This window comes from Rhizobium sp. SG_E_25_P2 (assembly GCF_029892285.1).
Classification (GTDB): domain Bacteria; phylum Pseudomonadota; class Alphaproteobacteria; order Rhizobiales; family Rhizobiaceae; genus Rhizobium_E.
Map to the genome: position 1 here is coordinate 210,286 of NZ_JARXVM010000001.1, position 23,446 is coordinate 233,731.

Genomic DNA, 23,446 nt, shown 5'->3' on the forward strand with positions numbered 1-23,446 from the left:
CCGGCGAAACGCCTTCGGTGTTCTCCAGGCGATGTAGGCGCAGCAAGCGGTCGCGTCAAAGGCGAAGTCCGAAGTCTTACAAAACTTTACCTTGGAGAGACGCTTCTTCGCGTCAGGCGAGCGCGCGTTGCACGGCCGGACGCTCGCCCATGCGGAGAAAGTGATCGGCAAGGTGGGGAAACGCGTTGATGTCGACGCCGTCACCCGCCAGCCAGCCTTCGATGGTGAAGAGATAGGCGTCGGCGACGCTATAGGCCTCTCCCATCACCCAGGGTCCGCGAAACAGATCCTTCTCGATCAGCGCCATGCATGCGGACATGGTGTCCGGCACTTTGCGCTTCATGTCTTCGATCGAGGCCGGCTCGGAAGCCCAACGCGTCCCCCGTCGGCCATGCGCATGCGCGACATGAACCGTCGATGCCAGGTAGGAATTGAACGCCTGCAGTTCAGCGAAGGCGAATGGATCGCCAATCGGCGCAAGTTCCGCCTCGGGAAACGCCTGCGCCAGATAGGCAAGCAATGCCGGCGTCTCCGTGAGCGCGCCGTGATCGGTCACCAGCGCGGGCACGCGGCCTTTCGGATTGATCGCAAGGAAATCCGGAGACGATTGCTGCTTCTGGGAGAGGTCGACCCGGACGAGTTCATAGGGCGCGCCGATTTCTTCGAGAACGATGCGGGTGGCCAGCGCGCAGCTGCCAGCGGAAAAGAACAAGGAGAGCATGACCGGTTTTCTCGATTGCGTTGGCGCAGTTATCCCGCGCCGCAGGCCTTTCGGCAAGAGCAAGACATTCCGCCGATGTTGCATTCTCGGCGGCAAGCCTGAAAAAGCCGTATCGGCGTTCGAAAACTTTCAGCCATAATCAAGCAGCGCCATTGATTCGCGGGGCGATTAGGCTTTGACAGACGCGCCCAAGAAAGATAAGGGCGTGATCCCTGAAAATGACCATCGCCGCTATGGCGGCCGCCGTTTCCGGCATTTCGGACGGCTTCTTTTCAAGCTTACCACTCAAGAGGTCTAGACGTGGCAAAACCCGAACTCGGAACCAAGCGCATCGACCCGGAAACGGGCAAGAAGTTTTACGACCTGAACCGCGATCCGGTCGTCTCGCCCTATACCGGCAAATCCTATCCGCTCTCCTTCTTCGAAGAGCATTCGGTGGCCAAGGTCCTGGAGAAGGACGAGGAAGAGGATGTCGCCGAAGTCGACGCCGAAACCACGGAAGTCGAGCTCGTGTCGCTTGAGGAAGCCGACGACGAAGCAGCTGGCGCCGAAGAGATTCCGGATCTCGGCGACGACGACGTCGATATTGGCGACGATGACGACGACACCTTCCTCGAACAGGACGAGGATGAGGACGAAGACGACATGACCGGCCTGATCGGCGTCGGTTCTGACGAAGACGAAGTTTGATTTTGCTGACTTTTCCGGGCCGATAAAAAAAATCGGCCCGAATTCATTTTATCGCTTGCCAATCCGAATGAGCGACAATATACAGCGGCCACCGACACGGAAACGACGTCGGGACCACCCGCCGGACACGGCAAGGATGGGGCTATAGCTCAGCTGGGAGAGCGCTTGCATGGCATGCAAGAGGTCAGCGGTTCGATCCCGCTTAGCTCCACCAAATTTTCTTCCCAGAACTCACCGAAACTGCACTGCTCCAAAGAGACCCGACATTTCCGCGGGTTAGCGGCGGCTGTCTCTTTATCTCCCCCAAACGCCTGGCCATATCTCCTCTCTTTCCGCCCTTTCCCGGCCGCAGTCTCTGTCGGCCCTCACCTGCGTCCACTAATTTTGGCGGGTGGGCGTGGTGGTCTGGATACGTCTATCTGGAACGAGACAGCCCGCGCCTTGAAGACGCGGACTGTGGATGATCATTTGGGAATGCGTTGTGGTATTTTTACCCGCCGAGCAGCGCGGCCTGCTCTGACCAGCTTGCTGGAATGTCCACCAGCCGTGAGAGCGTGCGGACGGTCAGATCGGCAGGCTGACGACCGGAGAGAATCGATTCGGTCAGCTGCGGCGACAGGAAGGCCAGCGGCAGAATGCGGCTGATATCGGCGCGATGCACGCCGAGCTGATCGGCGAGTTCGGCGATCGAGGATGCCGAGCCGTTGGTGAGGCGGTTGAGATAGATGTGCGCCCGGGCGATGAGATCGATCAACGCCTGATCCGGCTCTCGCCCAGTGCCTGCCGATACCACCATGCGCATCTCGACGCCGCGGCGTTTCATGGTCATCGGCACGGTGATGATGGAGGTTTCGTCATCATCATGGTTGTTGTCGGTGGAGTCTGTTGGTTTTGCGGCGCCATGTTGATCGTCGGGAATCAAGGCCTTGATCAGCGCGTCGCGGTTGATGTCGAATCGGATGGCGCTGGGAGCGACCGTGATCGCCTTGAAGATCAGGCGTGTTGATTATCACTTCGATTTAAACCACTTTTTCATTTCGAAGGGATCCGCCTGCGCTACGAGAAAATGTTGGCGATCAAAGCTATAGTTTCAGTTAGGTGGTACACCGCGAAATGAAAAAACGGGTCAAATCCAGCTGAAATTCAACATCCGGCGCCTCGCCGACCTTCCTGTTCGAAGGCGACGCCCACCGGCTCTGGTTCGGTACCGACGGCAAAGGAGGCGATGAGGAAGCGCTTCTTCTCGCTACGCTCGACAATATCTCGACATTATCGCAAAGCGATTTTTTGTTGATATAGGCGCTCCGCCAAGGACGACGGAGCGGCGGGCCTTCCAACTCTCTGATGTCGCCTGAGTTTGGTACGAGCTACGTCTCCAAGCGCCAGGCCCAAGGCAAACTGTAGAGATTGAGGAAAGGATAAGTCTTTCCTCAATCGACGATATTCGATCTGGAGTTGTTCATTTCTGTCGATAATCGTTTTTAATCAGAGCGCCTGGGCTGTTGATTATCACTCCAACTTGAACCACCGAGGAATCTAGGGGCTATTCAGGCCTCGCAACAAACGTCTTTGAGAAGTGGCTCGGTTTGGCTGAACAGTTTTGTGCCGATTGTTAAGTGGTTTCCGGCGCTGGTTATACCGCGAGCGGAATTGTCTGCGGCTGGTTGAAGTAGACCTGATCCGAAGTTTTCCGGTCAAGCGATGAATGTAGACTCCGCCACACCAGGACCGAGCATAGCGGCCCTGGAATTCCCCTCAGCGGCATTGCGTCCTTAGAGAATAAAGTCTCCTTTCACGAAATCGATCGTCGCATCGATCAGGATCGTGAAGTCAGCGTTTTTATCACCGTTGACGTCACCATGAATAAAGGTGTCACCGCCGGAATTCACATAGCGAAGCTCGCCCGCCGCGCCGCTGAACGCGTTCTCGCCTATGAAGGCAAAGGTCTGGTTGCCGGAGTTCTTCGTCGAGGCGTCGATGGAGGCGAGATCAATTTTGTCAGCCTGATTATGGCTGAAATCGCTGATCACGTCGCGTCCCGACGAGGCGACGGTGGAATCGTCAAGGGATTTGAAGATGAATCGATCGGCGTCGGCGCCGCCAACGAGGGTGTCGGCTCCGATATTGCCGGTCAGGCGGTCCTTGCCCGCGCTCGCTTCGATCCGGTCGTTGCCGTTTCCTCCGACGAGGTTGTCGTCACCGGCGCCGTCGATCAGACGGTCATTGCCCGCCCCGCCATTGAGCGTGTCGGCGCCATCACCGCCTTCGAGGGTGTCATTACCGTTAGCGCCGTTCAGCGTATTGTCGCCGTTGTTTCCGGTGATCACGTTCTTCAGGCTGTTGCCCGCGCCGGTGACGTTGCCAGAACCTATCAGAACGAGATTCTCGAAATTGACAGTCAGGGTATAGCTGCGCGCCGTCCGTACCGTATCGACGCCGGCATCGGCGGCTTCGATGACCACATCGCCCGAATTGTCGACCATGTAGGTGTCGTTGCCAACGCCGCCCTCCATGCGGTCGGCCCCGGCTCCGCCGTTCAGCATGTCATTGCCGGAAAGACCAAACAGCGTGTTGTCGCCGGAATTGCCAGTGATCGTGTTTGCGCCGTCATTGCCGGTCCCCAGGAGGCTTCCGGTGTCGAGCAGAACGAGATTCTCGACATTCACCGCAAGCGTATGGTTGATCGAGGCTCGCACGGTGTCGGTTCCGGCATTTGCATCCTCGATGACCAAGTCGTCTGTGTCACCGGCATCGTCGAGAATGTAGATATCGTCGCCGTCGCCGCCATCAAGACGATCAATGCCGTCGCCGCCGTCGAGCATATCGGCGCCGCCATTGCCCGTCAGCGTGTTGGCGCTGGCATTGCCGGTCAGTACGTTGTCCAGTTCGTTGCCGCCGCCGCTGATGGCCAGCGTTCCCAGCAGAACCAAGCTTTCGACATTGGCGCTCAACTTGGTGTTGTTGCCACTCGACCGCACGGTATCGATGCCGCCATCAACATCTTCGACAATGACATCCGCGCCATCGGTGATATAGATGTCGTCGCCGAGACCGCCTTCAAGCCGGTCGACGCCATCGCCGCCGTCGAGCGTGTCGTCGCCGGCATTGCCGGTCAGCGTGTTGGCGCCGGCATTGCCCGTCAGCTCATTGTCGAGTTCGTTGCCAGCGCCGTTTATGCCAAGCGTTCCGAACAACACCAGATTTTCAACGTTGGTGCCCAGCGCGGCGTTGTTGCTGGTCGACCGCACCGTGTCGATACCGCCGTCGACGTCCTCAATGATGATGTCCACACCATCGGTGAGATATGTGTCGTCGCCGCTGCCGCCTTCAAGCCGGTCGATGCCCTGGCCCCCATCAAGCGTGTCGTTGCCGCCGAGACCTTTAAGATTGTCGTTTCCGGCCCCGCCGTCCAGGCTGTTGGCGCCGGCATTGCCGGTCAGTAGATTGTCGAGGCCGTTGCCGGTGCCGTTGATATCGGCGTTCCCGAGCAGCAATAGCGCCTCGACATTCTCGACCAATGTGAGAGAAATACTCGTCCTGACGGAGTCTGAGCCAGAACCGGCCGCCTCGACCACCTCGTCGGCGGCGTTGTCGACGATGTAGACGTCGTTGCCGGCGCCGCCTTCCATGCGGTCGTTGCCCGCGCCGCCGTCGAGCGTGTCGTTGCCGCCGAGACCGATCAGGATGTTGCGGGCGCTGTTGCCCACAATCGAATTGTCGAGGGCATTGCCGGTTCCATTGATGGCGGCAGCGCCCAGAAGGACCAGATTCTCGAGATTTTCGACGAGGGTGAGGTTGATGCTCGACCGGACCGTGTCGGTTCCGGCATTGGCGTCTTCGACGATGTTGTCGCCTCCATTGTCGACGATATAGGTGTCATCGCCGAGGCCACCCGCTAGGCGATCGGAACCGGCGCCACCATCCAGCGTGTCATTGCCGGCGCCGCCGTTCAGGAGGTCGTTTCCGTCGAGGCCGTTGAGAATGTTGTCGCCGGTGTTTCCGGTCAACGTGTTGCCTAAGTCGGTGCCGGCGCCGTTAAGGTTGGCCGAGCCGGTCAGGATAAGAGTGTCGACAAAATCGGTGAGCGTATATGTGACGCTCGACCGCACCGTGTCATTGCCGGAGCCGTCGTTGCCCAGTTCCACCACGAGATCGCCGGCGTCGTCGACGATATAGATGTCGTCGCCATTGCCGCCTTCCATCCGGTCGCCGCCCGCGCCGCCATCAAGAGTGTCGTTGCCGTTGAGGCCGAACAGGATGTCATTGCCGCCGCCGCCGCTCAGCGTGTTGTTGGCGCCGTTTCCGGTGATCGTATTGTCGAGGCTGTTGCCGCTGCCGTTGATGCCAGCCGAACCGGTCAGCACGAGATTCTCGACATTGGCGCGTAGCGTCAGCGTGATGCTCGATTGAACCGTATCTGTGCCGGCATCGGCGTCCTCGACCGTGACATCGTTGGCGTTGTCGACGATATAGGTGTCATTGCCCGCGCCGCCCTCCATACGATCGGCGTCGGCGCCGCCATCGAGCGTATCGTCGCCGGCCAGGCCGATGAGCGTGTCGTTGCCGTTCGCGCCGGAGAGCGTATTGCCGCCGGTGTTGCCAGTGATCACGTTGCTGGCGTTGTTGCCGACGCCGTTGATGTTGGTCGAACCCAGGAGAACGAGGTTCTCGAGATTTTCGACAAGCGTGAGGTTGATACTCGACCGGACCGTGTCGATGCCGGCATTCGCCGCCTCGGAGACGACGTCGCCGATATTGTCCACCACATAGACGTCGTTGCCGAGGCCGCCGACCATCAGGTCGGCGCCCGCGCCGCCATCGAGCAGATTGTTGCCGGTATTGCCGGTCAGCTCGTTGGCAAGCTGGTTGCCCGTAGCGTCCAAATTGGCGGAACCGGTCAGAATCAGTTTTTCAAGATTATCGCCAAGGCTGAACGAGACGCTCGACCGCACCGCGTCGGTCCCGGCGTTCGCCGCCTCAACGGCCTTGTCGCCGATATTGTCGACGATATAAATATCGTTGCCGCCTCCGGCCTCCATCACATCTGCGCCCGCGCCGCCATCGAGCGTATTGGCGTTGCTATTTCCCGTCAGCTGATTGTCGAGACTGTTGCCCGTTCCGTTGATCGCAGACGATCCAAGCAGCACCAGCTTTTCCAGATTGGCGCCGAGCGCCCATGTGACGCTCGTTTGCACGATATCGTCGCCAGCGCCTGCATCTTCGATGACGAGGTCGTCGATATCGTCGACGATATAGGTGTCGTTGCCTGCGCCGCCTTGGAGCGTGTCAGCGCCCGAACCGCCGTCGAGCAGGTTGACGCCGGATGTTCCGATAATGACGTTGTCCAGGCTGTTGCCGGTCCCGTCGAGATCGCCGGAGCCGACGAGAACGAGTTCCTCGACATTGGCGCCGAGGGTGAAGGTCACGCTGGAGCGCACCGTGTCGAAGCCGGAATTGCCCGATTCCACCGCCTGGTCATTCACGTCATCGACGAGATAGGTGTCGTTATCGGCGCCCCCTTCCATCCGGTCGGCGCCGAGGCCGCCATCCAGCAGGTCCTCGCCGCCGAAGCCACGCAGCACGTTTTTGGCGGCGTTGCCGGTCAGGCTATTGTCAGAATTGTTGCCCGAACCTTCGATCGTTCCCCCGCCCTGGAGCAGGAGATCCTCGACATTGGCGGTGAGCGTGTATGACACGGCGGAGCGGACGAGATCCCGGCCGTCATTGACCAGTTCGACCACCTCGTCGTCGCCGTTGTCGACCACATAGATATCGTCGCCGTCGCCGCCCACGAGACGGTCAGCGTCTGCTCCGCCGTCGAGCGTGTCGCCGCCGGCGCCGCCGTTCAGCGTGTCATTTCCCTCGCCCCCGCTGAGGCTGTTATTGCCGGAGTTGCCGGTGATCGTATTGTTTAAATCATTGCCGGCGCCGTTCAAATTGGCGGAACCGGCCAGAATGAGAGTGTCGACGAAATCGGTGAGCGTGTACGAGACGCTCGCCTTCACCGTGTCATTGCCGGAGCCGTCATTGCCCAGTTCGACCACGAGATCGCCGGCATTATCGACGATATAGGTGTCGTTGCCGTTGCCGCCTTCCATGCGGTCGGCGCCCGCACCGCCGTCGAGCCTATCGTTGCCGGCCCCCCCGGCCAGGGTATCGCTGCCGCCGCCGCCGCTCAGAATGTTGTTGCCGGAATTTCCCGTGAGCCTGTTGTCGAGGGCGTTGCCGGCGCCGTCGATCGCCGAGCCGTCGAGCAGTTCGAGGTTCTCGATATTGTCGGCAAGCGTCAGTCCGATGCTCGACCGCACCGTATCGACGCCAGCGTCGGCATCCTCGATCGTCAGGTCATCGGCATCATCGACGAGATAGGTGTCGTTGCCGGCGCCGCCCTCCATCCGATCGGCGCCCGCGCCGCCGTCGAGCGTATCGTTGCCCGCCAGGCCGAACAGCGCGTCGTCGCCGGCAGCGCCGCTCAGCGTGTTGTCGCCGGTGTTGCCGGTGATCGAATTGTTGACGCTATTGCCCGTGCCGTTGATATTCGACGAGCCCAGCAGAACGATGTTTTCGATATTGTTGCCGAGCGTCTGGTTGACGCTCGATCGGATCGTATCGACGCCGCTGTTTGCATCCTCGATAATGACATCGCTTGCATTGTCCATCACATAGATGTCGTCGCCGAGACCGCCGGCCATGCGGTCGGCGCCGGCGCCGCCATCGAGAACGTCGTCGCCAGCCAGCCCTATCAGCGTGTTGTTGCCGGTATTGCCGATCAGCACATTGTCGAGACTGTTGCCGGTTCCAATGATATTGCCCGACCCCAACAGCGTCAGGTTCTCGAGGAAATCGCCGAGCGTAAGCGTGACGGCGGACTGGACGGTGTCGACGCCGCCATCGGCCTCTTCGACGGTCGCGTCGCCGGCATTGTCCACAATATAGGTATCGTCGCCGGCTCCGCCGACCATCCGGTCTACGCCCGCGCCGCCGTCGATCACGTCGTCGCCATCAGTTCCGGTCAGCGTTTCGTTGCCCGCCGTGCCGGTCACGGTATCGCCGGCGGCGGCGAGCGCCGCAGGGCTCGATGCGCCGTCCAGCGTCTGATCCAGGAGGGCGTTCAGTTCGGTGTCATTCGTGCTCATATCCGTTGTCCTTGTAAACAATCTGAAAATCTGCCTCGCATCCGAGGCGTTGGGCTGATGCAGGCCTTATGGCAGATCCCCGGGCCGCATCCCTGTGACGATCAACACAGGGAATTGCCGCGCGATCGCCACGACGGCGGCTCCGGAGAGGCGTGGCGATCAGAGGATGAAATCGCCCTTCACGAGGTCGATGTCGGCGTCGATGCGGATCGAGAAGTCCGATTTCCGGTCGCCGTCGACGTCTGCGTGAATGAAGGTGTCGCCGCCGGAAGTGGCGTAGCGAAGCTCGCCGGCTTTGCCGTTGAAGCTGGTCGCTTCGCCGATAAAGGAGAAGGCCTGGTTGCCGGAAGCCTTGCTGCTGGCGTCGAGGAGGGAGAGGTCGAACAGGTCGCCCTCGCTGCGGCTGAAATCCTTGATGACGTCGCGGCCGGACGACGAAACAGTCGAATCGGAGAACGCGGTGAAGATGAACCGGTCGGCGCCGGAGCCGCCGAAGAGAATATCGGCGCCAGAATTGCCGGTCAGCCTGTCATTGCCGGAGCCTCCCTCCATGCGGTCGTTGCCGGAACCGCCCAGGAGATTGTCCCTGCCGCCGCCGCCAAGCAGCCGGTCGTTGCCGGCGCCGCCGGCGAGCGTATCCTTGCCGCCGTCACCGTCGAGGATGTTGGCGCCGGAATTGCCGGTGATCGTGTTGTTCAGATCGTTGCCCACCCCGTTTGTATCGTCGGAGCCGATCAGCACAAGGTTCTCGACATTGGCGCCCAGCGTGTAGCTGAGGCTGGCGCGCACCGTGTCGGCGCCGGCATTGGCTTTTTCCACGACGACGTCGCCGGCATTGTCGATCACATAGGTATCGTTGCCGGCGCCACCCTCCAATCTGTCAGCGCCGGCCTTGCCGTTCAGAATGTCGTTGCCGGCCAAGCCCTTCAGCGTCTCGTCGAAGGCCGAGCCTTTCAACGTGTCCGCGTTCGCGGTCCCCTTGACGTCGGCGGCGAAGACGCGCTGGAAAACGCCCGACGCGTCACCATCCTGCCCTTCAGAAACCCAGGAAACGACGAATCCCCCACTCGGCAGGGCGGTGACGACGGGTTTGGTCTGATCATCCGCCGTCCCGGCGTTGACAAGCGTCTCCGATCCGACGCGATCGCCGTCGGCGTCATAGCGCTGCAGATATATGCCCGATCCGTCGCCATCCTGATCGTCCCCCTCCCAGGCAACGACCCAGCCGCCATCGGCAAGAGCCGTGACCGAGGCATCGCTCTGGTTGCCGCCGGTGGTCGAGTTGACCAGAACCTCGCCAGTGAGCGCGACCCCATCCGCGCCGAAGCGCATCTGGTAGACGCCGAAGCTCTCGCCATCCTGGTCGCCGCCGGATTCCCACGCGACCACCCAGCCGCCGCCGACCAGACCGGTGACAACCACGTCCTGCTGGGCGGCTGCCGATGTGAGATTGACCTGCGATTGCGAGCCGATCTTGTTTCCGTCCTTGTCGAAGCGCTGGAGAAATACGCCGTTGCCCGCGGAATCCTCGTCCTGCCAGGTGACGACCCAACCGCCATCGGAGAGAGCAGAGACAAAGGCGTCTTCGACATCCCCGCCGTCGAGGCTATTGACCTGCGTGACAGTGCCGGAACCCGCCCCTTGAGCATCAAAGCGCTGCTGGAGAATGCCGCCGCTCTCGCTCCAGGTGACCACCCAACCGCCATCGTCCAGCGTGGTGATAGATGGCACGGTCCCGTTGATCGTCGTGGACGTGCTTAGAACCTCGATCGATCCCTTGGCGACACCCTTGGCGTCATATCGCTGGGTGAACACGCCGCTGTCTCCCTCGCCGGCGAACTGGTCCTCCCAGGCAATGACGAATCCGCCATCGGCGAGCGCCGTCACCACCGGGTCGATTTGACCCGAGACCGTGTTCTCAAGGCTCACCTGGGTCTCGGCGCCCAACGGCGCCCCATTGGCGCCATAGCGCTGGAACACCGTGATATTTCTCTGTCCCTCGATGATCTGGTTTTCCTGGGCCTCGATGCTCTGGGTCCACACGACCACCCAGCCGCCATCGGCAAGGGCGATGATCGAGGCATCGAGCTGTTCGCCCGCCGATGTGGTGTTGACTTGGGTCTCGTCATTTGCAGTGGCGTTGGCGCTCATTGTCCTGGTCCTCTCAATCAATTGAAACATTCATGGCGTCGCGTTCGGCGCGATCACTGAAGCCGCATCATGCCGGAAGGTCGGGACCGGATCTGTGTCGCGCATCACAGCACTGTCATCGCAGATCCGCCTCTGCCGTCTCGCCACGCGGGTCAGGCGGCGAGCCTGCTGCGGATAGCCGCCCCGACCTATCACGCCCTATCTAGCAGGAGCCCTGGACAGGTCACGGACGAGGGCTTGGCATTTGGTGCAAGAGTTTTCGCGTCGCGCGCAATCAACCCCTATGGGGGGACAGATGCGCAGCCATTCGACGGAGGAAGCGGAACAATATCGGGAAATAATGATCGTAAATTACCAGGCTCCAAGGCGGCAGGTCGAGCTCGCACACGCTCGGCGACCGCTTCAAGTCGCGTTGTCCGAAGCTTCTCCGAACACATGTTTCATTGAAGAAACGGCGTGGCTCCGTGGTCCACAGAAACCACCATAGTGTCAGCGGGCACTAAAGCCTCGACCCCGACAGCAACACGCGCCTATCCGGTGTGTCGCGCGTCACATGTGTGACCACGATCAAGCCCCTAGAAAGAACCGGAGCCAAAAACACACAGACGAAGAGATCGCCATTCATCCTCAGAAGGAATGTCTCTTGACCAGGTATTGCGCATTTTTATCGTCGATCAGACTATTTCCTAAGGCGTCGACAGCGACAATGATTTTTCGTCACCCAAAAGGGAAAACTCTGCGAAAATCCGCTACACAAAGGCATGCGCCACCGCTGCGGGAAGAGCCGGGATTTTTCATACCCCGCGAGAAATCGGCAAGCACATTAGTAAATACGTTTCAGCTACGGAAAAATTTCGATGAAACTGCATAACAGCCTTATCGGCGACCGAACGCCGATCCCCAAACAGCGATTTTCAACCGCAAGCGTGCGTCGGGAAGAGCAATTCGACGCCTGGTGCGACTTTACAGCATCTATGAGCGATCTGGAGGCGATAGCGCCGCCCGCTCAAGGCTTCCTCGCAAGTGCAGAGTCTTGCCGCCTGGGTTCGCTGCAACTGACATCATTCCAGCTTTCGCCTATGAACTTCCGCTACACGCGCGATATCGTGCGTCGCTCCGGCTTCGATCACTGGTGCATCAGCGTGGTGACGCAAGGTCCGGTCGGCTACGAAAGCCATGACCGGGAATTCAAAGTGCCTGCGGGTGAATTGATCCTGCATTCCTACGCTAGCCCCTTTTCCGGCGTCATGGACAGGACAAATTTCAGCGGAATGTTCTTCACGCGGGACGACTTCTGGGACATAGCCGACAAGCTCGACCACGCCGCGCACCAACTCGTGCACGGGCCAATGTCGCGCATTCTGCGCGACTTCGTCCTGTCCGTCGCAAACCGGGCGAATGGCCTGACGATTGGCGAAGCCTCTGCGGTCGCGGACGCGTTCGGCCAGCTCGTCCGGGCGCTGATCGCAGGCTCGCCTGCCGCGCTCGACAATGCTCAAGCGCCGGTGGCGGCGATCGAATTCGACCGGGCCCGCCGCTACATCAACGCCAATCTTCGTTCCGCCGAACTGACTGTCAATCGTATTTGCGCTGCCATCGGCGTGTCGCGACGGCAACTCTTCTACCTGTTCGAGACGCAAGGCGGGGTCGCGACCTATGTCCGCAATCGCCGACTGGCCGCCTGCTACTCCATACTTTCGAAGACGTCTGACGGCAGACTTGTGAGTTCAATCGCCTACGAGTACGGCTTCACCAACCTCTCATCCTTCAACAGGCAGTTCCACGCGCGGTACGGCTTCAGTCCCACCGAGGCGCGCGCGGCGGCGCGCGCAGGCTTCTCGCCGCAAAGCGCGGCGCCGACCTCCTTCGTGGACTGGCTGCTGCGCAAGTCCGAGAACTGAGCAATTTCACAACAACGCAGTCACGCCATAGCGCGGACACCTCACCTGAGAAGCTTATATGCTCGTCGAAATCGTTTCACCCATCATCATGTTCTCGGTTGGCCTTGATGTTCTGGCTCAGGATTTCAAGCGGGTTTACATCCAGCTCAGAGGTCTCGCGGGCGGCGCTTACCGGACTGGACGGCATCCTGTTGAGCGCCGGTTGCCTGACAGGTTCCGAACCTCGCCGTTCCAGGGCGATGTAAACGCGATCGTTCTCGACATGCGAACGCCGAACGGCTTTACGTCATTCGCTCTCAGCCAGACTACTGAGCGCGGATCGGTTCTGAAGGACGAGCCAACCATCTTTCAGTTCGACCAGGCCTCCTTCCTGCCACTTGCGCAGACACCGATTGACGTTTTCGCGCGTATTTCCGATCATTCGGGCCAGTTCCGATTGGGACAAGGACAGCCTGGCCTGCGGGGCTTCGGCGCTCGCGGGAGATGCGGCCGACAGGCGGAGCAGCAGGCGCGCGAGTCGCTGGGGCAGGTCCATAAACGCGACTTCCATCATCCGCTCGTCCGAACGCCTGACCCGCCGGCACAAGAGTTCGATCAGCCGGATGGAAAATTGCGGATGTCGCTGCAACACGTCCAGCAGGACCCGCCGCTCCAGCACGACCAAGGTGCTGTTGCTAATCGAGCGGACGCTGGCGGAACGGTCACCGCCGTCAAGCAGAGCGATCTCGCCGAATACGTCGCCGGCGCGCAATTCAGCCAAGATGACATCTTTCCCGCCGGAGGTTGCGAGTTCGACCCGCACCGTTCCCTCGGCGATGGCCATCATGCTGGAGCCTGGCTCGCCCATATCGAAAATCGTCTCGCCAGCTGCGAACCGTTTGACATGCGCGAACGCCGCGAGACGTCGCCGTCCCTCATTGTCAAGCGCCTGAAACACCAGGCTCTGCCCGAGCAACTTTTCCTTGTCGACGCCGATGTCGCTCATCCGTCTTCCCGCCGTCAAAAATGAACTAAATATCCACGGTCGCCAAAGCTAAATTGACATTCAGGAATTGCAATCCGATAACGAACCCATCGCGTCAAGATATATCGAGAGCCTGCCGTGAAGACTTCGCCCCTTCTCTTTCTGCTCGCCTTGTCGGCCCTGGCTTTGTCGGTTTCGTCGGAAGCGGCCGACGCCTCTTGCAAGCGCGAGAATTTGCGCGCCCCGGCGAGGGTCGTCTATCGCTGCGAAAATGGACTCGTGCTGGAAGCTGAGGCGGCGGCGGATCTCCGTTTATCCGGCGACCCTGCGGAAAACCGACCGGTCGGCGCCATGATCGCCCGCAAGGCGGTTCTGATCGAAGTCAAACCGGGCAGCGGCGCGTTTCAGATACTGACCCCGCAAGCGATCGCCGCCGTGCGCGGCACCTCCTATATCGTCGACGTGCAGTTGGAGACGACGTCGGTTTTCGTGATGAGAGGTGAGGTTGCCGTGTCCAGGGCCGACGGTTCCGAGACGGTTGTCCTGCGGCCAGGCGAAGGCGCGGATGTCTCAGCGGGCCGGCCCTTAACGTCCATCGTCTGGGGGCGGGAACGAGCGGAAAGACTTCTCTCCCGCTTCGCGCGATGAAAACGAGCCTGCCGATATGGTGCATCGTCAGTCTGCTGACAATCGGAGCTCTGTGGGCTGGACAACTTGCGCTTAAACATGCCCATGGCGCCGCAAGTTTCGTCGACAAGATAGAGACGGCGCTGCTTGATGTGAGAATCCACCTGATCGGCGTCCGGCCGCCGTCCGCCAAAGTCGCGATTGTGGCGATCGATGACGCCACAGTCGCCGCAGCCGGGCGCTATCCGTTGGACCGCCGGCAACTGGCGCGACTTGTCGACGGCATCAGGCTGGCCGGAGCGACCGGCATCGCTATCGACATCTTGCTCGTCGGGCCGACGGAAGACGAGGCGGACAAGGCCCTTGCCGCCGCGATAAGCCGGTTTCCCGTGGCGATCGCGGGCGCGGCCCAGTTCGCGGATCGGCAGGAACGGATCTCGCCCATGCCCAAGCCGACCGAGCTGTTGCGGCCTCTGCCGGTCCTTGAGGCGTCCGCGCAACTGGGTCTGGTCAATGTCGCGACCGACGCCGGCGGCACGCCGCGACAGATTCCCATGATATTCGATGCCCAACCGGCCCTGGAGGCGTCGCTGGTCATTCGAGCCGCGAGTTTCCAGTTTGGCGAGTTGCCGACATTGACAACCGATGGTTTGCGCATGGGAGCCCGCACCTATCCGCTTGATCTCGGCTGGCACTTGTCGCTCAATTATTATGGTCCTGGACGAACCGTGCATACGGTGAGCGCCTTGAGACTGCTGAACGGCGAGGATCTTCACAGTGATCTTACAGGTCGTCTGGTCATGCTGGGCGTCACAGCGACAGGGGTCGGAGATCGGTTCAACACTCCGTTCGACCAGATCATGCCGGGCGTCGAGGTTCTCGCGACAGGCGTGTCCAATCTTATCGACGGATCCGCCCTAGTTCGTGATACGGTCGTCCGGCGCATCGACGCGGTCTTGGCCGCGCTCATCACTTTTGCCGGCATCGCGATGGTGGCGTTTCTGCCAATGGCCGCAGGGTCAATTGCTTTCGCGGCTCTGCTTCTTGCTTGGCTCACGGTCGCTGCGATCGCCTTCGGGCAGTTTTACTGGTTGAGCGGGGCTTTACCCATCGCAGCGAGCCTTCCGCCGGTCGCGGCGACAATCGTCGTCAGGCAGGTTTTCGATCGCTTTGAGATGCGTCGAATGATCTCCGCCCGATCCGCTCTGGAACGATTTCAGGCATCGGCTCTCGCGCGACGGATCGCCGAAGACCCGACATTTCTTCTCGAACCGCGCGAATTGTCGGCGGCGATCCTGTTCGTTGATCTTGCAGGCTACACGGGCGTGAGCGAACGCCTCGGCCCTCTGCGGACCCGCGACATGCTCAAGGCTTTCCACACGATCGTCGTCGAAGAAGCCGAGCGGCGCCAGGGGGTGGCGATGGATTTCATGGGCGACGGCGTGATGGTCGCCTTCGGCGTTCCCGATCAACATTCGCAGGACGCATCCAACGCCATTCTCACGGCATTCAACCTGGTTCGAGCGATACATGAATGGGACGCCGACGGAAGGTCAGGAGAATCGAATGTCGTGCGCATCGGCGTGCATTATGGCCAAGTGATCCTCTCGCGTCTCGGCCACGAGACACACCAGCAGGTCGCAGCCATTGGCGATTGCGTCAACGTTGCAAGCCGGCTTCTGGAAGTCGCCAAATCGCATTCTGCTTCGGTCGCTTTATCGGCAGAGGTGATCCGGGCTGCAGGGCTGGAGGAACTGCTCACCGGCGACCGCCAATACGCGCGATGCGAGATTAGAGGCCGCCAACAAACCCTGGACGTCGCGTTTTGGTCCGCAGACGATGCAGCATCACAGGCCTGACGACCACGCGTAAATTTGGGCAATTCCGGCGGCCGGACGTGGGGCCAACACCGGAAGACAATTAAGTTTTCGCCGCACGCTCACTATCAAACTCGAATGCCCCGGCCATGCTTGCGCGCGCCGAGAATAAAACATGACACCCCTCAGGAATAATGGAGCCGCAGACGTGGCCGCCGGCGACCCTCCATTTCTTTTTACCTTACTGCCGATGGCTGATCAGTGTAGAACGCCTGAGCACTGTCCGTCGCCAGCTGCTTGGCGGTCGATCTCGGACTATGACAATCCGTATGCACCATAGCGCAAAGGCGGTCCAGTCTGCGGCAACACGCGTCCGTGAGGCTGCAACGGCCGTTCGTTTAGTCGCAACGGGATAGCGAAAGAATGCAAAGCCGGGTCAGCTAACGGCAACCCTATCTCGCGGAACAGCAATCCGATCCCGCTTTACGCCACCGATTTGACCTGTTTTCCAGTGGCTTTGTGTGGACCTGAAAGCTCGGAACTCGCCTATTTATGCGATTTTGCGAGTTATATTTCATAACCCAGCCCGCGAGGATTTCGCCTGTTTCCAGACCGAAACTGGTTGAACTGGCTACTCCACCAAATTTACTTCCCAGAAATCACCGAAACTGCACTCCTCCAAAGAGACCCGACATTTCCGTGGGTTAGCTCGCGCGGCCTCTTTATCTCCGCCAGGGGATCATATGCCTGACGCCGACACGGCATTGGGTAACAGCCACGACCGGACATGGCGCCTCCACCGTAAAACTTTTTCGCTTTCGACGAACGTTCAGGACCACACACAAATGCGGCGGCCAATGCGAGCGTGCGTGGCAATGAGAACATCGTCACCCTGCCTTGGATTGACTTTGACGTAGAACTCTACCCCGACGCGCCCCACCTCATGACAACCGGGACACCGCCGGTCCGGTTGGGTAATCCCGCCCTGGCATCAGGCATATCGTTGCGGGGAGCGCGGCGCGCACCTTTGATGGCTTGTGGGGCTGCAGACGTGGCCGCCGGGCCAGGCGCCATGCGGCGTCTCCCGCCACAGGTCCTGACAATGCTGTTCCAACCAAGCATTCAACGCCGCAGAACACACGGAAGCCGTACCCGTGGGCGTGGAGCAATATCTCATGCGTTTGCGGCAAGTAGGCCCTGGCCAGAAAGGCGCGGCAATGTGATAGCGTAATTTGCGCCACCTGCAGCATGTTAGTCTGCGGCTGAAGAGCGGCTTCGTCCGCGCCCGACCGCAACTGTTAACAACGGAGCCAGACATTTGTCGTCAAGGCCGCATCAGCGTTGACAGATCCACCGTTATTATCTACCATTTATATAGAATATGGAGATTTTATATGCAGGTCGATATCGCGGTAATTGGCGGAGGGTTTTCGGCGGTTGCGACCGTCATCAATGTCCTTGATCGCCTTGGTCAGGACACAACTGTCGCGCTCGTATCGCGCAAAAGCGGCTTGGGCCGCGGCGTTGCCTATTCCACGACTGAGCCCTGGCATCGCCTGAACGTTCCCGCAGGAAGAATGAGTCTGCTTGCCGACAAACCGGACCATCTCTGTGAATGGCTTGCCGAGGAAGCAACAGAGTTCGGCGCCGAAGACTTCATTCCGCGACAGCTCTATGGCCGCTATTTGCAGGACACACTGGCGGACAGATTGCTCCGCGCCGACAATAGCGCACAAGTATGGCTGGTCGACGCCGAAGTCCTGGACTGCGAACAGTTGACGGACGAACAGCAAGTGTATCACCTGAGCGATGGACAACTGCTGCATGCGAAAAAGAGCATTTTCTGCATAGGCGGCACGCCCGCCGGTCTACCGGTTGCCCCGGAGAAACTGGCGCCGGAAGCACGATCCCGCATTTGCTTGAATGTCTGGTCAGATCCCTGGATGGAGAAAACGGACCCGAACGACGAGATCGTAATGCTCGGCTCCGGATTGACCATGATCGACCAGGTCCTGTCTCTCAAGGCCCGCCGGCACCAGGGGCGTATTCAGGTGATTTCACGCCATGGCCTGACGCCATTGCCGCACCGGGTTCCCCGCAGCCACCCTGTTGCGCCGACTTTCGAACCCGGCTCGAAACCTCTTAGCGGCATGATGAAGGCGTTGCGTGAAGCGGCCTCGAAAGCCGAGGATTGGCGCGCCGTCGTAGACGGGCTTCGTCCCATCACGCAGTCTCTGTGGCAGCATCTCTCGACGTCTGAGCGCGCTCGCTTCCTCAGACACGCCAATGCCTGGTGGAGCATTCATCGGCACCGCCTCGCGCCTGACATGTGGGAAAGCTTCTCACAATTGCGCCAATCCGGTCAGGTTTCCGTGGCAGCCGGCTGGCTCAGGGAAGTCTACCAGGCCGACGGCAAAGTGCGGTCCGCCTATTTTGACCGCCACTCCCGGACCTTGCGGCAAATCAGCTCCGATTGGCTGATCAATTGCACCGGGATGGACCGATGTTCGATCTCCAAGACGCCACTTTTGAAGAAAATGTCCTCACGGGGGATGATCCGGAGCGACGTGATGGGCCTCGGCTTAGCGGTAGACCAGGAGTCCCGGCTGATCAACGAGGTTGGCGAGGCGTCCCGATCGGCTTTTGCGCTCGGCCCGATGACGGTCGGGCAGTTCTTCGAAATTTTCGCCGTGCCCGACATCAGGGTGCAGGCGGCGGCTGTCGCCGGGCGAATCGCAAAAGAATTGTCCTGACGCGCCGATCGCCACCACAGCAGTAAGCGAAAAAAAATCGATAAGAAGGAGCAGGCGCAATGCTCACCAAGAAGGGCAAATATGGCTTGAAGGCAATGATCGCCCTCGCCTCGTTGCCAGAGGGCGAAATGGCTTTCGCCGCAGAGATCGCTCTGGCCGAGCGTATTCCGAAGAAGTTTCTCGACACCATTCTCTTGGAACTGCGGCGAAGCGGCCTGGTTAAGTCGCGCAAAGGTCGCGCTGGCGGCTATGCTCTGGCGCGTCGGGCCGAGGACATTTCCATTGGCGCCTGCATGCGGGTTCTGGACGGACCACTTGCGCCTATCAGTTGCGCGAGCCGCACCGCTTTCGCCCCCTGCCACGATTGCAACGACGTGACGGAATGCCTCGTGCGGAGGGCCATGACTGAAGTTCGGGACGCGATCTCGGATATTCTCGATGCGCAAACGCTGGCCGACCTCGCCAAGACGGAGCAGAATGGGTTTTCAGCCTTCCAGCGTCTCCGACCGCCCGCTTCAAGCTAAGATAACCGAGCGCGGCGGAACAAAAATCCTACTTTCCCTCCAAATTTGCAAAAAAATATAATATACTAATTTGGTAGATTATATAGAGTTTGCATAGATAACCGATTGGAGATGACTGAGATGATCAACCGCCGCCAAACTCTGAAAATTGCCGCCGCCGGCGCTTCAACACTGTTCATCGCCGGAGGCGCCGCCGTCCGCGCGTCGGAAGAAATCAAACTCCGCATCGGCTGGCAGAAATTTGGGATTCTCGCGCTGGCCAAGAGCCGCGGCGTGCTTGAGGCGCGGCTCAAGGACAGGAATGTCGCCATCGAATGGTCGGAGTTCAATTCCGGACCGCCTCTGCTTGAAGCGTTGGGCGCCAATGCGATCGACTTTGGCCCCACCGGCGACGTGCCACCGCTTTTTGCCCAGGCTGCGGGTGGAAATCTGCTTTATGTCGGCACCTACAAGCCGCCGGCTGCGTTCCACGGACTGCTCGTCAAGAAGGACTCTCCGATCCAGAAGATCGAGGATCTCAAGGGCAAGAAGGTTGCCTATAAGCGCGGCTCGTCGGCCCACAACTTCGCCTTCAAAGCGCTCGCCAAGGCCGGTCTGACGCCCGCTGATATCGAAAGCGTCGATCTGCCGCCACCTGACGCTGGAGCCGCCTTCAAGAATGGTTCGGTCGACGCCTGGGCCATCTGGGATCCGTTCTTCGCTGTCGCCCAGTCCGATCCGGAAACCCGTCTTCTGGTTACGTCGGAAGGCATCGTCGACGCCTGGGGCTATTTCCTAGGCAATGGCGATTTCGTCGCCGCCTATCCCGAACTTGTGGTCGAGATCCTCGACGAACTGGCGAAACTCGGCCAGGTTGCCCAGGCGGATATCGACGGCACCGCCAGGGCCCTGTCCGACATTACCGGCGTCAAGGAGGACATAACCAAGGTGACGCTGACCCGCGCCGGGTCCGATCTCTCCGCTGTGGCGACGGTTTCGGATGCGGCAGTCCAGTATCAGCAGCAGCTTGCCGATGACTTTTACGCCTACAAGGTTCTGCCGCGCCAGCTGACGGTGAGCGACATCGTCTGGCGCCCGAAGCAATCCTGACATCCCCAGCGACAGGAGGCCGCCATGATCCGGCGCAGAGACTTCATTTCGATAGCAGCAGCCGCAACTCTTCCATTGCCGGGCGTGCTCATGGCGGCCCCGGCGCTGAAGATCCGGTTGGGTTGGCAGAAAAATGGCGTGCTGGCCCTCGCCAAGGCGCACGGCGCTCTCGAAACGCGTCTGGCGGGCAAAGGCGTCGACATTGCCTGGTCCGAATTCTCGTCTGGCCCGCCGCTTCTTGAAGCGCTCGGCGCCGATGCGCTGGATTTCGGGCCGACCGGCGACGTGCCGCCGCTCTTCGCCCAGGCCGCAGGGGGCAATCTCCTCTATGTGGGCGCCTATCAGGGCGCGGCCTCCGGTTCGGCAATCCTCGTCCATCAGGACAGCTCCATCAGAAGCCTTGCCGACCTCAGAGGGCGAAAGCTGGCCTTCAAACGTGGGTCTTCGGCGCATAACGTCGCCGTCAAAGCCCTGCGCAAAGGCGGGCTAACCACCGACGACGTGACGCCGGTCGACCTTCCGCCACCGGATGCGGCGGCGGCCTTCAAGACCGGCGCGATAGACGCCTGGGCGATCTGGGATCCCTATTTCGCGGTCGCCGAAGAAGATCCGCAGGCCCGCGTACTGACGACAGCCGAAGGCATCGCCGAAAGCTGGAGCTTTTTTCTCGGCAACAGGGGCTTTACCGAAAGCCATCCGGACATTGTGCGCGAGATCATCGACGAGCTGAAAAAGGTCGGCGTCGCCGCACAGGCGGATATCGACAGAACCGTTCCCGCGCTTTCCGCCATCACCGGCGTGCCTGAGCCTGTCACCCGCAAGGTGCTCACCCGCCCCGGCTTCGATCTCGGCAAGGTCTATCTGCTGCCCAAACAGGCGGAGACCTATCAGCAGGCGCTCGCCGATGAATTCCACGACATCGGCGTTCTGCCGCGAAAACTGACCATCAGCGACATCGTCTGGCGCCCGAAAGCCAGCTGACCCATTCCCTAAAGGAGATAGCTCATGTCCTCCCAAAAACCACTCGACTTCCTCTGGTTCATTCCGACCTCTGGCGATGGCGCCTATCTGGGTTCCAATGATCTGGCTCGGCCTGCAGACCCCGCCTATCTCAAGGAGATCGCGGTGGCCGCCGACCGGCTTGGCTATACGGGCGTGCTGATCCCCACTGGCGTCGCCTGCGAAGAATCCTTCATTGTGGCGGCCGCTCTCGCACCGGTCACGGAGCGGCTGAAATTCCTCGTCGCGATCCGCCCCGGCGTCGCGTCGCCGGCCTATTACGCCCGCCTCGCGTCGACGCTGGATCGCGTGTCCAACGGCCGTCTGCTGCTCAATATCGTGGTGGGGGGCAGCGCCCAGGAACTGGCCGGCGACGGCATTTTCCTGCCGCATGACGAGCGCTATGATCACGCCGTCGAATTCTTCCAGGTGTTCAACGAGTTGCTGGCCACTGGCCGCTCGACGCTGGACGGCAAATATATCAAGGCGCATGACGCCCAGCTCGGCTTCCCGCCGATCCAGGATCCGCGTCCACCGCTCTATTTCGGCGGCTCTTCGGATGCTGCGATCGGCTTTTCGGCCGAACACACCGACAAATATCTGACCTGGGGCGAGACTCCGGCTCAGGTGGGCGAGAAGATCGAGCGCGTCCGCAAGGCAGCCGCCAAACATGGCCGCAAGGTCAGCTTCGGCATTCGCCTGCATTTCATCGTCCGCGAAACGGATGAAGAAGCCTGGGCGGCGGCCGATCGGCTGATTTCGCGCCTGCCGGAAGACGCGATCAACGAAGCGCGCGAGCGTTTCACCAAACAGTCCGATTCCGTCGGCCAGACCCGGATGTGGGAGCTGCATGGCGGTCGCCGCGACAAGCTGGAAGTCTCGCCCAATCTCTGGGCCGGCATCGGCCTTGTACGCTCGGGAGCCGGCACCGCGCTGGTCGGTTCCCCGCAAACGGTGGCCGCTCGCCTGCGTGAGTATCAGGATCTCGGCATCGATACGGTGATCGCCTCCGGCTATCCGCATCTCGAGGAGGCCTATCGGGTGTCGGAACTGCTGTTCCCCGAGCTTGGCATTGGCTTGCCGCATCATCGCCTGAAGACCTCCTTCGGTCAGACGCAGGTGTTCGGCGGCGGCGGCCATGGCGGCAATATCCGGCTCGTTTCCGGTTCCTAAATCCGATGGCGGGCGCGAGACGCGGTCTTGCGCCCTTCCCCTGTGACGAAAAGGAGAGCGTGAATGGCCTTGACAGAAACCCTGACCTCCCCGCGCGGCGCAGCGGCCAAGGCGTCGCCAAAGCCCCTGTACGATCTATCCGGCCTGTCGGCTTTTCTGCCGTACCTTCTGCCTGTCACTGTGGTGGCGCTCTGGCAGATCCTGTCTTTGACCGGGGTAATCTCAACCCGGATCATGCCGTCTCCGTTCGACGTGTTGAAAGCCTTCTGGACGACCACGCTTTCAGGCGATCTGCCGCATGACATCGCCGTCAGCGCCGCCCGCGCCTTTGCCGGCCTGCTTGTCGGCGGGTCGATCGGTTTTCTTCTCGGCATCCTGAATGGCGTGTCCAAGCTTTCCGCGCAACTGACCGACACGACGTTGCAGATGCTCCGGACCATTCCCCACCTCGCCATGATCCCGCTGGTGATCCTCTGGTTCGGCATCGGCGAAGAGTCCAAGCTGTTCCTCACCTCGCTCGGCGTGCTGTTTCCCGTTTATCTCAACACCTATCACGGCGTGCGCAATGTCGACCGCGACCTGATCGAAATGGGCCGCGTCTACGGCATGCGCGGCTTCACCTTGTTCCGGAACGTGATCTTTCCCGGCGCCCTGCCATCAATTTTCGTGGGCCTGCGCTATGCGCTCGGCATCATGTGGCTGACGTTGATCGTGTCTGAAACCATCGCCGCGTCCTCTGGGATCGGCCACATGGCCAATGAGGCGCGGGAGTTCATGATGACGGATATCGTCGTGCTCGCCCTCGTTATTTACGCGCTGCTCGGCAAACTCGCCGATATCGCCGTACGCTATCTCGAACGGACGGTTCTTTCCTGGAACCCTGTCTATCAACGATAAGGAG

At 60.5% G+C, this 23,446-nt stretch carries 15 protein-coding genes and 1 tRNA gene; 11 read left to right on the forward strand and 5 right to left on the reverse strand.

All coding sequences use genetic code 11. The features are described 5' to 3' along the window. Window positions 1-112: 112 nt before the first annotated feature. Entirely contained in the window at window positions 113-721 is a 609-nt protein-coding gene (locus M2360_RS00960; RefSeq protein ID WP_280772496.1) for a glutathione S-transferase N-terminal domain-containing protein, read from the reverse strand. 300 nt (window positions 722-1,021) lie between these two features. Between M2360_RS00960 and M2360_RS00965 the strand changes: the two genes are divergently transcribed. Beyond that, the gene (locus tag M2360_RS00965) at window positions 1,022-1,411 is read left to right on the forward strand and encodes a TIGR02300 family protein (protein WP_280772497.1); all 390 of its coding nucleotides are present in this window, start codon (window positions 1,022-1,024) and stop codon (window positions 1,409-1,411) included. 138 nt (window positions 1,412-1,549) lie between these two features. Beyond that, window positions 1,550-1,625: transfer RNA gene (locus tag M2360_RS00970), tRNA-Ala, on the forward strand. Window positions 1,626-1,901: 276 nt separating this feature from the next. On the opposite strand, the gene M2360_RS00975 is transcribed toward M2360_RS00970, so the two are convergent. The 3 genes from M2360_RS00975 to M2360_RS00985 form a co-directional block, all read right to left on the reverse strand. Then, window positions 1,902-2,333 (reverse strand): hypothetical protein, encoded by a 432-nt coding sequence (locus M2360_RS00975; protein WP_280772498.1) that lies wholly within the window; start codon window positions 2,331-2,333, stop codon window positions 1,902-1,904. Between the two features lie 850 nt (window positions 2,334-3,183). After that, window positions 3,184-8,547: a calcium-binding protein gene (locus M2360_RS00980; RefSeq protein ID WP_280772499.1), complete on the reverse strand. Its 5,364-nt coding sequence runs from the start codon at window positions 8,545-8,547 to the stop codon at window positions 3,184-3,186. Between the two features lie 159 nt (window positions 8,548-8,706). After that, window positions 8,707-10,698 carry a calcium-binding protein gene (locus M2360_RS00985; protein WP_280772500.1) on the reverse strand — a complete coding sequence of 664 codons (1,992 nt, stop codon included), beginning with the start codon at window positions 10,696-10,698 and terminating at the stop codon, window positions 8,707-8,709. Between the two features lie 857 nt (window positions 10,699-11,555). Here M2360_RS00985 and M2360_RS00990 point away from each other — a divergent pair. Further along, on the forward strand, window positions 11,556-12,599 hold the full coding sequence (locus M2360_RS00990) for a helix-turn-helix domain-containing protein (RefSeq protein ID WP_280772501.1): 1,044 nt from the start codon (window positions 11,556-11,558) through the stop codon (window positions 12,597-12,599). Window positions 12,600-12,885: 286 nt separating this feature from the next. Here M2360_RS00990 and M2360_RS00995 read toward each other — a convergent pair whose 3' ends face one another. After that, entirely contained in the window at window positions 12,886-13,584 is a 699-nt protein-coding gene (locus tag M2360_RS00995; protein ID WP_280772502.1) for a Crp/Fnr family transcriptional regulator, read from the reverse strand. 117 nt (window positions 13,585-13,701) lie between these two features. Here M2360_RS00995 and M2360_RS01000 point away from each other — a divergent pair, with 117 nt between their 5' ends. The 8 genes from M2360_RS01000 to M2360_RS01035 all read left to right on the forward strand — a co-directional run bounded on the left by M2360_RS01000 (window position 13,702) and on the right by M2360_RS01035 (window position 23,442). After that, window positions 13,702-14,211, forward strand: a complete 510-nt coding sequence (locus M2360_RS01000; RefSeq protein WP_280772503.1) for a FecR domain-containing protein — start codon at window positions 13,702-13,704, stop codon at window positions 14,209-14,211. After that, window positions 14,208-16,049 (forward strand): adenylate/guanylate cyclase domain-containing protein, encoded by a 1,842-nt coding sequence (locus M2360_RS01005; RefSeq protein WP_280772504.1) that lies wholly within the window; start codon window positions 14,208-14,210, stop codon window positions 16,047-16,049. Before M2360_RS01000 ends, M2360_RS01005 begins: the two co-directional genes overlap by 4 nt. A gap of 1,352 nt (window positions 16,050-17,401) precedes the next feature. Then, the gene (locus M2360_RS01010) at window positions 17,402-18,760 is read left to right on the forward strand and encodes an FAD/NAD(P)-binding protein (RefSeq protein WP_280773054.1); all 1,359 of its coding nucleotides are present in this window, start codon (window positions 17,402-17,404) and stop codon (window positions 18,758-18,760) included. Window positions 18,761-18,819: 59 nt separating this feature from the next. Continuing rightward, complete coding sequence (locus M2360_RS01015; RefSeq protein WP_280772505.1) at window positions 18,820-19,284, forward strand: Rrf2 family transcriptional regulator; 465 nt, start codon at window positions 18,820-18,822, stop codon at window positions 19,282-19,284. A 120-nt stretch (window positions 19,285-19,404) separates the two neighbouring features. After that, window positions 19,405-20,373 carry an aliphatic sulfonate ABC transporter substrate-binding protein gene (locus M2360_RS01020; RefSeq protein WP_280772506.1) on the forward strand — a complete coding sequence of 323 codons (969 nt, stop codon included), beginning with the start codon at window positions 19,405-19,407 and terminating at the stop codon, window positions 20,371-20,373. A 24-nt stretch (window positions 20,374-20,397) separates the two neighbouring features. Next, window positions 20,398-21,354 carry an aliphatic sulfonate ABC transporter substrate-binding protein gene (locus M2360_RS01025; protein ID WP_280772507.1) on the forward strand — a complete coding sequence of 319 codons (957 nt, stop codon included), beginning with the start codon at window positions 20,398-20,400 and terminating at the stop codon, window positions 21,352-21,354. 24 nt (window positions 21,355-21,378) lie between these two features. After that, window positions 21,379-22,545 carry an FMNH2-dependent alkanesulfonate monooxygenase gene (gene ssuD, locus M2360_RS01030; protein ID WP_280772508.1) on the forward strand — a complete coding sequence of 389 codons (1,167 nt, stop codon included), beginning with the start codon at window positions 21,379-21,381 and terminating at the stop codon, window positions 22,543-22,545. Window positions 22,546-22,608: 63 nt separating this feature from the next. Beyond that, window positions 22,609-23,442, forward strand: a complete 834-nt coding sequence (locus M2360_RS01035) for an ABC transporter permease subunit (RefSeq protein WP_280772509.1) — start codon at window positions 22,609-22,611, stop codon at window positions 23,440-23,442. The last annotated feature ends 4 nt before the right edge of the window (window positions 23,443-23,446 follow it).